This is a genomic window from Sphingobium sp. MP9-4 (assembly GCF_005281675.1).
Lineage (GTDB): Bacteria > Pseudomonadota > Alphaproteobacteria > Sphingomonadales > Sphingomonadaceae > Sphingobium > Sphingobium yanoikuyae.
Genome location: NZ_LUFI01000033.1, coordinates 1 through 13,830 on the forward strand (window position 1 = coordinate 1; position 13,830 = coordinate 13,830).

The 13,830-nt window shown below is 59.6% G+C and carries 11 protein-coding genes and 2 pseudogenes; 10 read left to right on the forward strand and 3 right to left on the reverse strand.

The genetic code is table 11. The annotated features are described in order from the left end of the window. The 3 genes and pseudogenes from A0U87_RS10860 to A0U87_RS10870 all read left to right on the forward strand — a co-directional run. A pseudogene (locus A0U87_RS10860) lies at positions 1 to 82 on the forward strand (integrase catalytic subunit); the annotation flags it as partial. A 33-nt stretch (positions 83 to 115) separates the two neighbouring features. Continuing rightward, positions 116 to 685 (forward strand): annotated as a pseudogene (locus tag A0U87_RS10865) (iron-containing redox enzyme family protein); the annotation flags it as partial. 3 nt (positions 686 to 688) lie between these two features. Further along, positions 689 to 1,036, forward strand: a complete 348-nt coding sequence (locus A0U87_RS10870) for a response regulator transcription factor (protein ID WP_137405520.1) — start codon at positions 689 to 691, stop codon at positions 1,034 to 1,036. 338 nt (positions 1,037 to 1,374) lie between these two features. On the opposite strand, the gene A0U87_RS10875 is transcribed toward A0U87_RS10870, so the two are convergent. From A0U87_RS10875 to A0U87_RS10885, 3 genes are all read right to left on the reverse strand, one after another. Beyond that, entirely contained in the window at positions 1,375 to 1,887 is a 513-nt protein-coding gene (locus tag A0U87_RS10875; RefSeq protein ID WP_137405521.1) for a hemerythrin domain-containing protein, read from the reverse strand. A 113-nt stretch (positions 1,888 to 2,000) separates the two neighbouring features. After that, complete coding sequence (locus A0U87_RS10880) at positions 2,001 to 2,657, reverse strand: DUF6766 family protein (RefSeq protein ID WP_137405522.1); 657 nt, start codon at positions 2,655 to 2,657, stop codon at positions 2,001 to 2,003. Between the two features lie 153 nt (positions 2,658 to 2,810). Then, entirely contained in the window at positions 2,811 to 3,740 is a 930-nt protein-coding gene (locus tag A0U87_RS10885; RefSeq protein WP_240700545.1) for an alpha/beta hydrolase family protein, read from the reverse strand. Between the two features lie 149 nt (positions 3,741 to 3,889). Here A0U87_RS10885 and A0U87_RS10890 point away from each other — a divergent pair, with 149 nt between their 5' ends. The 7 genes from A0U87_RS10890 to A0U87_RS10925 all read left to right on the forward strand — a co-directional run bounded on the left by A0U87_RS10890 (position 3,890) and on the right by A0U87_RS10925 (position 13,824). Next, positions 3,890 to 4,465 carry an SRPBCC family protein gene (locus A0U87_RS10890; protein WP_137405523.1) on the forward strand — a complete coding sequence of 192 codons (576 nt, stop codon included), beginning with the start codon at positions 3,890 to 3,892 and terminating at the stop codon, positions 4,463 to 4,465. Further along, positions 4,465 to 5,655, forward strand: a complete 1,191-nt coding sequence (locus A0U87_RS10895; protein ID WP_137405524.1) for a zinc-dependent alcohol dehydrogenase — start codon at positions 4,465 to 4,467, stop codon at positions 5,653 to 5,655. Before A0U87_RS10890 ends, A0U87_RS10895 begins: the two co-directional genes overlap by 1 nt. Before the next feature lie 11 nt (positions 5,656 to 5,666). Beyond that, on the forward strand, positions 5,667 to 6,449 hold the full coding sequence (locus A0U87_RS10900) for an SDR family NAD(P)-dependent oxidoreductase (RefSeq protein WP_137405525.1): 783 nt from the start codon (positions 5,667 to 5,669) through the stop codon (positions 6,447 to 6,449). 193 nt (positions 6,450 to 6,642) lie between these two features. Further along, a complete protein-coding gene (locus A0U87_RS10910; RefSeq protein WP_240700546.1) occupies positions 6,643 to 7,758 on the forward strand; it encodes a catalase family protein in 1,116 nt (371 codons plus the stop codon). A 65-nt stretch (positions 7,759 to 7,823) separates the two neighbouring features. Beyond that, positions 7,824 to 8,429 carry an NAD(P)H-dependent oxidoreductase gene (locus A0U87_RS10915; RefSeq protein ID WP_137405527.1) on the forward strand — a complete coding sequence of 202 codons (606 nt, stop codon included), beginning with the start codon at positions 7,824 to 7,826 and terminating at the stop codon, positions 8,427 to 8,429. A gap of 830 nt (positions 8,430 to 9,259) precedes the next feature. Beyond that, positions 9,260 to 10,975 carry a thiamine pyrophosphate-binding protein gene (locus A0U87_RS10920; protein ID WP_240700547.1) on the forward strand — a complete coding sequence of 572 codons (1,716 nt, stop codon included), beginning with the start codon at positions 9,260 to 9,262 and terminating at the stop codon, positions 10,973 to 10,975. A 131-nt stretch (positions 10,976 to 11,106) separates the two neighbouring features. Next, a complete protein-coding gene (locus tag A0U87_RS10925; RefSeq protein ID WP_137405528.1) occupies positions 11,107 to 13,824 on the forward strand; it encodes a type II toxin-antitoxin system ParD family antitoxin in 2,718 nt (905 codons plus the stop codon). The last annotated feature ends 6 nt before the right edge of the window (positions 13,825 to 13,830 follow it).

The window sequence follows — 13,830 nt, forward strand, 5'->3', positions numbered from 1 at the left end:
GGCGACACCGCCATATCCGGCCTCCGGTTCCGCTTCGCTCCACCTCCGTCCGGATATGGCGGCGATGAGCTTAATGCACTAACAAACCAATCGGTCCACTCGGTGGGGGCAGATCAAGATGCGCTGGTTTCTATCGCAGGAAGCCGCTGGCGAAGCGGGTTTCGACGACCTGGTTGCGATGACCCAAGTAAAGCTGCCGGCGCGCGCGAAGCTCGAACTGGCACGCAATTACTGGGACGAGATGTGGCGCGGGAATGCGAAGGGTATGCATGGGCCGATGCTGGGCCAACTGGTCGATATCCTCGAGCTCGACGCGCGTATCGAGAACACTGTCTGGGAAAGTTTGGCGCTCGCCAATGCCATGACGGCCATGGCGACCTCGCGCTATTTTGCCTGGCACAGCGTGGGCGCCCTGGGCGTGATCGAGCTCACCGCGCCAGATCGCTCGGCGCACACCGCCAGAGGATTGAGGCGGATCGGTCTGTCCGGATCTGAACGACGTTATTTCGATCTGCATGCTGTGCTCGACATTAAGCACAGCCGTGACTGGAATGATGAGGCGATCCGCCCGCTGGTGGCGGAGGATCCCCGTCGCGCAACTGCTATGGCGGAAGGAGCGCTGATCCGCTTGCGATGCGGCGAACGTTGCTTTGACCGTTATCGCGGCCATTTCGGATTGGAATGAGTGATGAACAACCGCATCCTGCTGGTCGAGGACGACCCTGCTGTTGCCACCGTTATCGCCGACATATTGGAGGGCGCCGACTATGTGGTAGACGGGCCTTATCAAACGCTTGTCGACGGTATCGCTGCCGTCGCTGACGATATGCCGTCCGCCGCTGTTCTGGACATCCGGTTGCGGGACGGCGACGTCGGCCTTTTGGCAGATGATCTTGATTTGTACGACATTCCCTATGTTTTCTGTTCAGGTGCACAGGACTTCGCGATGATGCGCAGGCATCCTGCCGCGCCCCTGATCCTCAAGCCTGCGCTTTCCACCGAACTCGTGCGCACGCTGCGAAATATGCTGCACTGAGGGCTGTCATCCGGATACGCCCAACGTGAAGGAACGCGTGGTTGCGGAGAAAGCGTCGCGTCTCGCCATTCGCACCTTGCTGTCGGTTTCTCGTCGCGGCAATGGCAGGAAATGGCGTCGGCTAGTGCGCGCGATTTTGGATCGGTTATCCGATAGCAGAATTCTCGGACCGATAGATAATCGGTACAGGATCGCGCACAGCCCTACGGCTCTTTTTGAGCTAGAGAACTTGCCATCCGAATCGATCGCGCCGCTGTAGAGGATCGCGTCGGATAATGGTCGCAAGAAATGAGCCGCCGCCATTTTCAGGCGCCGACCCATTCCGTATTGCCGGCTGATCAGGCTGCGAGCAGATTCACAGCCGTAGGCTTTGCGGCGGGCAGCCCGTCTGTCTTCGCCTGGGCAAGCAATTCTTCCTTGCGTGTGGACATCATGTCACGGAGTGCCACAAGATCGACGTCCGTCTTCCGGCATTGAGCGAACATGCCCTCCGACGGCATCTCCTCCTCGTGAACATGATGCTTGATCTCCTCTGACAGCACCTTCACCTTCGCGTCGTAGAAAGCGTCATCAGGCGATCCGGCCTCAATGTCATTGATCAGCACCTTGGCACCATCATGTTCGACATAGGCTTCGTCGAGCGTGTCATCCTCGATCAACCCGCGGAAAGCGGGGTAGAAGATTTCTTCCTCGATGAGCGTGTGGATTTTGAGCTCGACGCAAATCTCGTGCGCCAGCGCCTGCTTGCGGTCTGCGGATTTCGCGCCCTCGAACTTCTCGAACAGATCCTCGACCTTGCGATGGTCGGCCTTCAACAGGGCGATCGCATCGGTGAATTGCGGCTCGGCCATCCTAATTCTCCTATGGGGTGATGGCCAATGAAGCTGTCGGCACCAACTATGGTTCCTCGCTAACGACTCGCAAAAAGGAAGTAGGCCGGGAGTATGGAGCCATCCACATCTGCTTACTCGCCCGTCTGGTTATGAGGGGCTGCTACAGCCTTGGATTCCGGCGATTCCCGTTGGCGCAGAAAAATGGATAGAAGCACCAGAACTGCAGTCGAGAGAAATTCGCTTTGCCAGTTTTGGAAGGATTCAAACCAAAGCTGAGGATCGCCGAGATAGGCTATCGTTGTCAGCGGCTGTTCCCCATGTGCTATTGCATCCTGCGCTGCCACCCTGGCACTTTGGCTCCAATGGATGACGAAAGAGATGACGAAAAGGGCGGCCAGAGCCAGGCCGAGCGATTGCGCATAGAGAGCGCGCCAGATTGGCCCCCATCGCAGGATTTTCGGTGCACCGGGCTTGCTCGCCTGGAGATCGAGGTCTGCGTCTCGCGGCGGGCCGTCCGGGTCCTTGGATTCGGCCGAACCGCGCTGGATGAGGAAAGCTGTCAGCACCACATAGGCTGACATCTGAAGGAACTCGCTCTCCCAATTTTCAAAGACACTGGAGAGAAATTCGGGGCTGAAGCTGTAGGCGCTGAGCGAAAGCGCCTGTTCGCCATGGCGGTGCGCATCTTCGACCTGAACATGCCAGCCCGCGATCCATTGCCCGACAATGCTCGCTCCAAACAACAACAGCAGCACGAGCGTCAGTCCGTTGTTCCGCACCATGACCATCTTCCAATCCTCATGATCCTGTGGCTGACGGCTTCCTGGCTTTCGGTCCGTCGGTAAAGAATGCCACGTGACACTCCGTGGGCAGCAGTCCGGGGTTGAATGGACACGCCTGCGCCGGCCCGCGGCGCCTTGCCTGCGGACCGGCAGGGGCTATCAGATGATCGCGCCGACGCTGGTTGCGGCGCTGTTGCGCTCGATAAATTGGTAGGCGGCTTCCGCGACATCCTGCCAGCCCGGTTCATTGCAAATATAGTGGCTGCGACCGGCGAAGGGCAGAAACTCGGTCAGGCTCGCGGCATCCGTGTACGCCTTGAAATTCTTCTCGGTGAGGTGCGCAGGGATGATCTGATCCTCTTCACCACCAATCAGAAGAAGTGGTGCGTGGGGTGCATCGAGATCGATTCTGCCATCCTCACCCATGCAATCGCGCAGCACATTGCGGCTGTCATGCGTAGCCGTTGCCTCGAACTCGGCTGCAGCCTCGGCTTCGCTGAGCGTGTTGGCGAAGGCGCGATGGAAGGTTTTTTCATCCATAAGCACAGGCGCATTGCCCTTCAGGGGGTTTGCGATGATCGCGGCGTTCTTGATGAAGCCCCAGTCAAGATCGATCATCGCGTTAGGCGCGACCGAATTGATCGCAACGCCGCTCGACAGCAATCCGCGACTGAGCAGGATCTGGGTGATGAGCCCACCGACCGAATGACCGATCATGATCGGCAGGTCGTAACGCCGCACTTGGGCCTCGATCGCTTCGATCACCTCATGAAGGTGGAGATCGCCCAGGCCTTCAGGCGGGCTCTCACGCAGATCGACTGGGTTTCCCGCATGAAGCGGCCAGGCCGGGGCCACGCAATCATAGCCCTTCTCGGTAAAATAACTGGTCCATTTCTGCCAACTGACAGGATTTTGAAACATGCCATGGACGAATATTATGGTCTTCATGGAACACTCCTCGACTGGTGGGGATGGCCGAGCGAACGGCTCACGCCACTGTCCGTTCCAGCAGCCCAAGGCAGGATATTTACACCAGAAAAGGCTTGCGGGGCCATTTGTGGCGCGGCCCAGCGCATAGCGCGGTGCCAAAACTGATCTCTATCAATAAGATTTATGCTGCCGGTCATGGGGCTATTGTCGAGACCGTCGCGTTGAGGGATGGCGAGACCGAGGATCGCCTTTGATGCGCCCATACATGCTGGCGCAGCCTATTTTCCCATGTCCAAGGAGCTATGCCCATGAGCCATGCGACAGACGATGCCCCTGCGGCCACTGCAAAGTCGAGCGAGCAGAAGAAAGAGGCCGCAACCGCCGTTGAGGGGGCGGGCCATGAAAGCCTCATCGGCAAGTCCGTGACCATCAACCGCCCTCGCACCGAACTTTTTGCCTATTGGCGCGACTTCAGCCAGCTGCCCAGCTTCATGGATAATGTGGAGCGCGTGGACATTCTGGCCGCTGAACGCTCCCACTGGGTGGTGAAGGCGCCGGCGGGAAAGACCGTCGAATGGGATGCCGTGATCACAGAAGAGATAGACGGTGAACTGATCGCCTGGACTTCTGTCGAAGGCGCTGACGTCCCCAATAGCGGCCGGATCGAATTTCGCGACGCAGGCGAACGCGGCACCATCGTCACGGCCACCATCACCTATGATCCGCCCGCCGGGTTCATCGGCAAAATCGTCGCCAAGATGTTCCAGCGTGAACCGGCCATCCAGGCGCGACGCGATCTGCGGCGTTTCAAGCAGCTTATGGAAACCGGTGAGGTCGCCACTGCCGCCCGCACCGCCCAGCAATTTGCCGAGGAGAAGAACTGATGCGCGCGCTCACCTGGCGCGGCAAGCATGAAGTCCGCGTCGACACCGTCGACGACCCTGAAATCCTTAATCCGCGCGATGCCATCATCAAGATCACCTCGACCGCCATCTGCGGTTCCGACCTGCACCTTTATGATGGCTACATCCCGACCATGAAAGCGGGCGACATCCTTGGCCATGAGTTCATGGGCGAGGTGGTCGAGACCGGAGCAAAATCGACGTTGAAGAAGGGGCAGCGGGTCGTCGTGCCTTTCACCATCGCATGCGGGAACTGCTACCATTGCGGCAAGCATCAATATTCCGCATGCGATAACGGCAATCCCGCCGACAATCAGGATATTGGCCAGGAAATGTATGGCCAGCCAATGTCCGGCCTGTTCGGTTATAGCCATCTGACCGGCGGCTATGCGGGGGGGCAGGCCGAATATGTCCGCGTGCCCTTTTCCGACGTCGGGCCGATCGTCGTTCCCGATGGGCTGGAGGATGACCAGGTCCTTTTCCTCTCGGATATTCTCCCCACCGGCTGGCAGGCGGCCGAATTTGCAGATATCGAGCCGGGCGACACCGTCGCGGTCTGGGGCTGCGGACCGGTCGGCCTTTTTGCGGTTCAGTCCGCCTTCCTGATGGGCGCGCAGCGGGTGGTCGCGATCGACCATTTTCCTCATCGCCTTGAGCTGGCGAAGCGCTTCGGCGCGGAAACCATCAATTATGAAGAATCGAAGACCTATGAGGCGCTGATGGAGATGACTGGCGGCATCGGTCCCGACGCAGTCATCGACGCCGTTGGCCTCGAAGCGCACGGCTTCTTTCTTGACAATGTAGTCGATCAGATCAAGGCGTCGATGTTCCTTGGCACCGACAGAACCCATTCGATCCGACAGGCAATCCATGCCTGCCGCAAAGGTGGACGCGTCTCCATGCCGGCAGTTTATGGCGGCTTTGTCGATAAATTCCCACTGGGCGCCTTCATGGAGAAGGGGCTGACGCTCAAGACCGGCCAGACCAGCGTCCAGCATTATATGCCCGCGCTTCTGAACGCGATCGTCGAAGGGAAGATCGATACGACCTTCCTCATCTCGCACCGCATGGGGCTGGAGGATGCGCCCAAGGGCTACAAGATGTTCCACGACCAGCAGAATGAGGTGACCAAGATCGTGCTGAAGCCCGGCCTTGATCGCGTCGCTGCGTGAGGAGAAAAGACATGGCTGACAAATTCGCAATCATCACCGGCGCATCGAGCGGGATTGGCGCTGAATTGGCAAAACTGGCGGCCGCAGATGGCTATGATCTCCTCGTCGTTGCCGACACGCCCTTTGCCGATGCCTGGGCTGGACTCGCAAGCTTGGGCGTTGCGGTCGATACGCTGGAGGTGGACCTTTCGACCGTCCAGGGTGTCGATCAGTTGCTCGATCGCGCCGACGGGCGACAGGTCGACTTGCTCTGCGCCAATGCGGGGCATGGCCTTGGACATGCGTTTCTCGACCAGCAACTGTCCGATTGGCGCCATGTCATCGACACCAACATCACCGGCACCATCTACCTTCTTCACAAGGTGCTCGGCCAGATGGTGGCGCGCGATTCGGGAAAGATTCTGGTCACCGGCTCGATCGCCGGTTTCATTCCCGGCAGCTTCAACGCGGTCTACAACGGCACCAAGGCTTTCATCGACAATTTCACCGAAGCGCTGCGCAATGAACTGAAGGATCATAAAGGCGTCACGCTGACGACGCTGATGCCCGGCGTGACCGACACGGAATTTTTCGACCGCGCTGGCCTGGGCGCCGACACTGCGGTGGGTGCCGACGATAACAAGGCCGATCCGGCCAAGGTTGCAAAGGATGGCTGGGACGCGCTCCTGGCCGGAAAGGACCATATCGTTTCGGGCTTCTCGAACAAGCTGCAGGTCGCAGCAGCGGGTCTAGTTCCACAATCAATATTGGCTGAGCAGCATCGTAAGATGGCTGAGCCCCGCAGTGCGCAATAGGAGGTCAGGATGTGCAAAGATACCGGTAGGGTAGCACGAGGGCCCCTGGGCGATGCTCGTCCAGACCATGAGGCTGACGATGATCGGCCTAAGGGGAAGCCATCCGAAGACGTCGAGGACCGACCCAATGTCGGCACAGTAACACCCGAGGACTATCCGGCCGAGGATCGCGACAGCGCGCGCCCGGATTGAGATGTTTCAAACTATCGCCGGAGGCCCGATGAACAACCCAATCCCCTATACGCCCGACGTCGAACGCATTGACCAGGATGAGGCGGACGTAAATGCCGAACTGGCGGACACTTTCCGCCAGATCATCGAGACCACATATCGTGATCTGGGCCACGGGTTTCGCGGCGTCCATGCCAAGAGCCATGCCCTCCTTCAAGCGCGCGTTCGCGTGCTTGAAGGATTGCCGCCTCACTACGCGCAGGGCGTTTTTACCGAGCCGAAGAGCTTTGATGCTTTGGTAAGAATATCCACCGGTGCTGGCGACATATTGCCTGACAGCGTCTCATTGATCCGTGGCTTTGCAATCAAGCTCGTCGGCGTCGAAGGCGAGCGGCTGGCAGGGAGCGAAGGCGACAGTACGCAGGATTTCCTGTTCGCCAATGGTGTTGCCTTTCCGACCCCGGGTCCAAAGAAGTTCCTCGCGAACCTGAAGCTGCTCGCCAAGACCACCGACAAGGTCGAAGGACTCAAAAAGGCAGTATCTGCCGTCTTTCGAACGGCCGAGAAGGGCGTCGAAGCACTGGGCGGCGAGAGCGCCTTGCTCGAACAGCTTGGCGGCCATCGCCACACCCACCCCCTTGGCGAGAGCTTCTTCACCCAGGCGCCGATCCGTTATGGCGACTATATCGCCAAACTTGGCGTGGTCCCGCTCTCAGAGAATTTCAAGGCGCTCGAAGGCCAGGAAATCGACATCGCCGGTCGTGACGATGCGCTGCGCGAAGAGATTGCCACCCTACTGGCGGCGCAAGGCGGTGAATGGGAAATATGCGTTCAGCTTGCCCGTGATCTTGCTGCCAATCCGATCGAGGATGCGTCGGTTGCCTGGCCTGAAGAGGACAATCCCTATGTTGCGGTCGCGGTCATCAGCATTGCGCCACAGCCGAGCTGGACCTGGGACAGAGCGCGGGTGCTCGACGATCAGACAGCGTTCAATCCTTGGCATGGGATCGAGGCGCATCGTCCGCTGGGCGCGGTGATGCGCGCACGTAAGGTCGCTTATGCTGCTTCGTCCGAGTTGCGCGGACGGCTCAACGGTTGCCCGCTCCATCAGCCGTCGAACGCAGACCTCCCCGCATGAACTGAAGCCGATAGGGCGAAAATGACCACGCACTTACAGCCATAATCTGCAAACAGGAGAAGATCATGTCTCTCAAGGCGCTGGCGATAAACTGTACGTTGAAGGCCCATGCGAACGAGCAAAGTTCAACCGATGCAATGATTGCCGTCCTCGAAAAGGCCTTTGCAGATGTGCAGGTCGAGGTGACCGAAACAGTCCGTGTTGCGGCGCTCGACATCAAGCCGGGCGTTACATCTGACGAGGGGGAAGGTGACGAATGGCCCGCCCTGCGATCGAAGATACTGGCTCATGACATTTTGATTTTCGGTGGTCCGATCTGGATGGGCCAAGTTGGCAGCGTCGCCAAGCGCGTGCTGGAGCGGATGGATGCTTTCTTGTCCGAAACTGACGAGCAGGGCCGCATGCCAAGCTATGGAAAGGTCGCTGTGGCTGCGATCGTTGGCAACGAAGACGGCGCCCATTTTTCATCCGCTCAGCTGTTTCAGGCCCTGAACGACGTCGGATGGACGATCCCGGCTGTGGCCGCATGCTATTGGGTGGGGGAAGCAATGGGATCGACGGACTTTAAGGATCTGGACGAAACGCCAAAGATGGTCACCAAGACCGCGAAGATGGTGGCGGGCAATGCCGCGCATCTTGCGGGCCTCCTGAAAGCCAGTTCTTATCCATGATGATGCGTGACGCTTTAACACGCGATCGAGACGGTGGAACCAGGCACGACGCTATTTGCCGATTATGGCTCGGCCTGACCCCGCCATCTGTCGAGAGCGGATCGGTAAGCCTCGTCTTCCCGATCTCGCCGTTCTTCCAATTTAGCCAGAGCCAAATCCCGCTTTGACCGGAGGGTCTCCCGCTCTTGTCGCAGGTCAGCTATCCGACGGTCGATTTCCGACAAAGCGTCCGCGAAATGTCGCCTTTGCTCTTCCAGAGCATGCGTAGCATTGTCGAGCCTACTCCGACTGGGCTTTGGTTTGGGCTTCGCTCGCATCAGGCTGGGAGCCACGCTGTTCCCGTCCTGCCCTTTTCGCCCCGACTTGGCGCGGCGCGGCCGAGGGGCGCCCGCAGCCGCGAGGTGCTGCGCTGGCGTGCCGCGAGGCGCCCGGATGACCTTGCCTGGCTGTGCGAGCCCCGCCTTGGTGAGTTGCGGATCCGTGACTATCTCAGCCATGCCGCTGGCGAACAGGTTCGACCTCGCTCCCCATGCCTCCAGCGCAGCCTTCTGGCTTTTAGCAGCGACATAGGCATCCTCAAATCCGGCCGAGGTTCGAAAGACTTTGAAAGGACGCTGGGCCATCCTCGCACAACGCACGTCGACGGCTGCCGGTCCCACGCTCAAAAGGCATTATCACAATCACAGTCTGACGCATGAGGACCGGGATCGACCTGCAAATAGCCCATGCCCCTCCGATCATCGGCAAGATCGCATGACAACGCAGTTGATCGATGGCGGAACATCCTGAAGCACAAGCCGTCTCCTTGGTACCACTCACAAGGAGAAGCCATGATGTCGATGACCGTTGCCGAACTTTTGGTGCAGACCCTCGACCAGATTGGCGCCCATCAGGTCTTCGGCATCGTAGGGGACGCGCTTAATCCCTTTACTGACGCTATCCGCCGCCAGGAGGTCGTCCGGTGGATTGGTGTCAGGCATGAGGAAGGTGCCGCCCTGGCGGCTACCGGCCAGGCGAAGTTGACTGGCAGGCTCGGGGTATGTTGCGGCACGACTGGTCCCGGCGCCAATCATCTGGTGTCCGGGCTATATGAAGCGCGCAAGGATCACGCGCCGGTGCTCGCCATTTCCGGCGGCGTCGCATCTGCCAAGCGTGGTACGGATTATTTGCAGGAGGATGCTCCTGTAGCGCTGTTTGGCGACGTCGCGGTTTATAGCGAGATCATTGCGTCTCCCCAGCAGGCAGCCTCGGTGATCCACCAGGCTATAGCGCAGGCCTATGGCAATCGGGGCGTCGCGCATATCTCGATTCCGCCGGACATTTTTTCTGCGAAGGTCACCGCGTCCGTGCCGAGCATCGCCACGCTGCGGCCGCGGCCCGAAGTAGCGCCGGCAGCCGAGGACGTCGCAGGAATAGCTGCGCAAATCGGCGAGGCGACCAAGGTCGCCGTCCTGTGCGGCCATGGCTGCCATGGCGCCGCAACCGAACTCAGCGCCTTGTCGGACAGGCTCCACGCTCCCCTTGTCCACACCTATCGTGGCAAGGACATTCTCCCCTATGATGACCCGCGCTGGATCGGTGGTGTCGGTCTCATCGGAGGTCGTCCCGGTGTCGATGCTCTTGCCGATGCGGATCTTCTACTCATGCTGGGGACCGACTATCCCTATTCGGAATTTCTCCCCAAGGACGTAAAAACCATCCAGATCGACGAGCGCGCTTTTGCCCTTGGACGGCGGACGCCGATCACGCTCGGCGTGGTAGGTTCGGTCAGGCCGGCTTTGCGCCTGTTGCTAGACCGCCTGCCGCAACGGTCCGACACGCATTTCTTGGATAAGGTCAACGCCGACCGCGCAGCCTGGAACAGTATGCTCGATGAAAAGGCTGCTCTCGACCGGTCACATGACAAGCTTCATCCGCAGGTCGTCGCCCGGGCGATCAGCGACCGGGCAAGCGACAATGCCATCTGGGTGACAGATACTGGAGAAGTGACCTTGTGGGCGTCGAACTGGTTACGCCAGTCGGGTCGTCAGCAAATTACCGGCTCATTCAACAATGCGGCGGTCGGCACAGGGCTTGGCATTGCCAATGGCGCGCAGGCGCTGGACCTGCAACGCCAGGTGATATTGCATGTGGGCGATGGCGGTTTCACCATGCTGCTCGGCGAGTTCATGACCGCGGTAGAGCATGCGCTTCCAGTCAAGATCGTCGTCTATGACAACAGCGGCTGGGGCCTTGTCCATCTGGAAATGGAGGGGGCTGGCGTGCCCCCAGCGCCTGGCTCCGTTTTCCCGAACATGGATTTCGCCGCCTTTGCGCAGGCGTGTGGCGTTCAGGGATCTCGCGTTGAAAAGCCTGCCGAGCTTCCGGCTGCGGTCGACCGCTGGCTAGGGGCAGAGGGGCCGGCCATCCTTCATGCCATCGTCGATCCTGATGAGATACCCGCGATGCCCCACATTGAGCCGGGCCAGGCGGCGCGCTTTGGCATTTCCAAGCTCAAGCAAGCCATCAACAGCCTTTCACCATTTAGGCGCTCACCGACACATTAGCCCCCATGACGAAGACGCCTTCATCGGCTTCTTGGCAGACTCGGCGGCATCAGGAGGGGAGGCTATTCCCCTGATTTCGATCAATGTGCCATTTGTTGACACAGTCCTGTGTTGTCGTCATCCCCGCTGCCATGCGCAATCGCCTTTCCCGGAATGTCTCCCTCACCGCCGAGCTTGATCGCTTCATCGAGGCCCGGCTTGAAGCTGGCGAGTATGGCAATGCCAGTGAAGTGGTCCGCACTGCGCTCAAGCTCCTGCGAGAACGGGAAGAGGTTGCATCCGACGACCCATTCTGGTGGCTAAAGGGCCGCGGAGAATCGATCGACCTGATGCGCCGGGTGGACTGGGCGTCGACGCAGCTCGGCAATCCATCGCGCTGGTCGGCGCAGTTGCGCGCCACGGTCAACAATGTGCTGAACTCGCCGGTGCCAAAGGTCCTCATGTGGGGACCGGACCACGTCATGATCTACAATGACGGCTATGTCGCCATTGCGGGCGACTATCATCCCAGGGCGATGGGTGGGACCGTTCCGGGAATCTGGCCGGAAATCTGGGACTTTAATCGGCAGATTCTGGCGTCCGGCTTTGGTGGCGAGGTCGTTTCTCACCTTGATCAGCCTATGGTGCTCAATCGCTACGGCACGCCTGAAGAAGTGATTTTCGATCTCTTCTACACGCCGATCTATGATGAGGACGGCAAGGTCGGTGGGGTGATGTGCACCGTCATCGAGAATACCGAAAAGGTCGAAGCGCAGCGCGCGCTGGCCAAGAGCGAGGCCGAACTGCGCACCATCACGGATTCTCTGCCGGTCCTGATTTCCTATGTCGATGCGGACCATGTCTATCGCTTCGCCAACAGCTTCTACGAGGATTGGGTGGGCAAGCCTCCTTCGGAGGTGATTGGTCGCCATGTCAGGGACGTCGTTGGCGAAAAGACATATGTGGCCCGCCTGCCGCTGATCGAGCGGGCAATGGCGGGCGAATGGGTGGTGGCCGATACCACCATGCCACATCGTTCGGGCGAGGACCGCGCGGCCGAAGTACGCTATATCCCCCGGATCGAGGCAGACGGCGCTGTTGCAGGCTTCCATGTGCTGGTGTTCGATATAGAGGATCGCGTCCGGCGCGAAGCGGCCCTTGAACGACAGGTCCAGCATCGTGAACGGGCGGAGGAACAGCTGCGCCACCTCAACGAGACGCTCGAAACCCGTGTGGTCGAAGAGATGGCAGAGCGGCGCCAGGCCGAGGCGATCCTGGCGCAATCGCAGAAGATGGAGACAATCGGCCAACTGACCGGCGGCGTCGCCCACGATTTCAACAACCTTCTTCAGGTCGTCTCGGGCAATCTTCAGCTGCTGGCGCGCGACATTGCCGGCAACGAAAAAGCCGAAACCCGCGTTGCCAATGCTATGGCTGGCGTCACCCGCGGTGCCAAGCTCGCTGCCCAATTGCTGGCTTTTGGACGGCGGCAGGCGCTTGAACCCAAGGTCGTCAATGTAACGCGCTTCGTGCGCGACATGGATGACATGCTCCGCCGTGCGATCGGCGAGGGCATCGAAGTCGAGACGATCGTGGGCGGCGGGCTGTGGAACACATTCGTCGATCCTGCGCAAGTTGAAAATGCGTTGCTCAACCTTGCTATCAACGCCCGCGATGCGATGGAAGGCCAGGGCAAACTTACGATAGAATTGGGCAATGCCAGCCTCGATGATGAATATGCCCGCAGCCATAGCGAGGTCGCGCCCGGCCAATATGTGATGCTGGCTGTCACCGATACCGGCAGCGGTATACCGCCGGAAATTATCGAAAAAGTGTTCGATCCATTCTTCTCAACCAAAAGCGAGGGCAAGGGCTCGGGTCTTGGCCTCTCGATGGTCTATGGCTTCGTCAAACAGTCGGGCGGACATGTCAAAATCTACTCGGAGGTCGGCGAAGGCACGACCATAAAGCTCTATTTCCCTCGTTCCGTCGAAAATGAGGATCTCGAGGTCGAACTGGACAGCGGTCCGATCCGCGGCGGCAGCGAGACAGTTCTGGTCGTCGAGGATGACGACGCCGTCCGCGCCACGGTCGTCGAGATGTTGAATGATCTTGGCTATGGCGTCCTCAAAGCAGTCGATGCTTCGAGCGCGCTCAGCGTGATCGAGAGCGGCATTCAGATCGACATGCTGTTCACGGACGTCGTCATGCCGGGCCGGCTCAAGAGCGCGGAACTCGCCCGCATGGCGCGCGAACGGCAGCCGGACATCGCCGTGCTGTTCACCTCGGGCTATACGGAAAATTCCATCGTCCATGGCGGTCGCCTCGACGCAGGCGTGGAATTGCTTTCAAAGCCCTATTCGCGCGACGCGCTCGCACGGAAGTTCCGCCATGTGCTGGCCAATCAGCGCCAGCGCAACCTTGCCCGCACGATGTCCGCTCGCCCGGCGCCGGACGACAAGCCGGACCGCCGCAACGCGCTTGCGCTGATCGTGGAAGATGATGCGATCATCCTGGCAAACACCGCCGAGCTGGTAAAGGATCTCGGCCTGACTGTCATCGAGGCGCTAAGCGCTGAGGATGCTGTTTCAGCGCTCCAGACGACCCATGTCGATGTGCTGATCACCGATGCGAACCTGCCGGGAATGACAGGCCCCGATCTTGCGGCGAAAGCTCGTCAGATGTTGCCTCATATCGGCATCATCTTCGCAACAGGTGACACGCAACTCGATTATGATCGGTCCGCGCCAAAAACGGTGCTGCTCGCCAAGCCCTATGATGGCAAGGCGCTTTCGCAGGCTATCGCGGAGGTGGGTATCGACCCGATTTCGGTCAAGATTCGAACCCCGAAAAGCAGTTCGAGCGACTGAACAAGC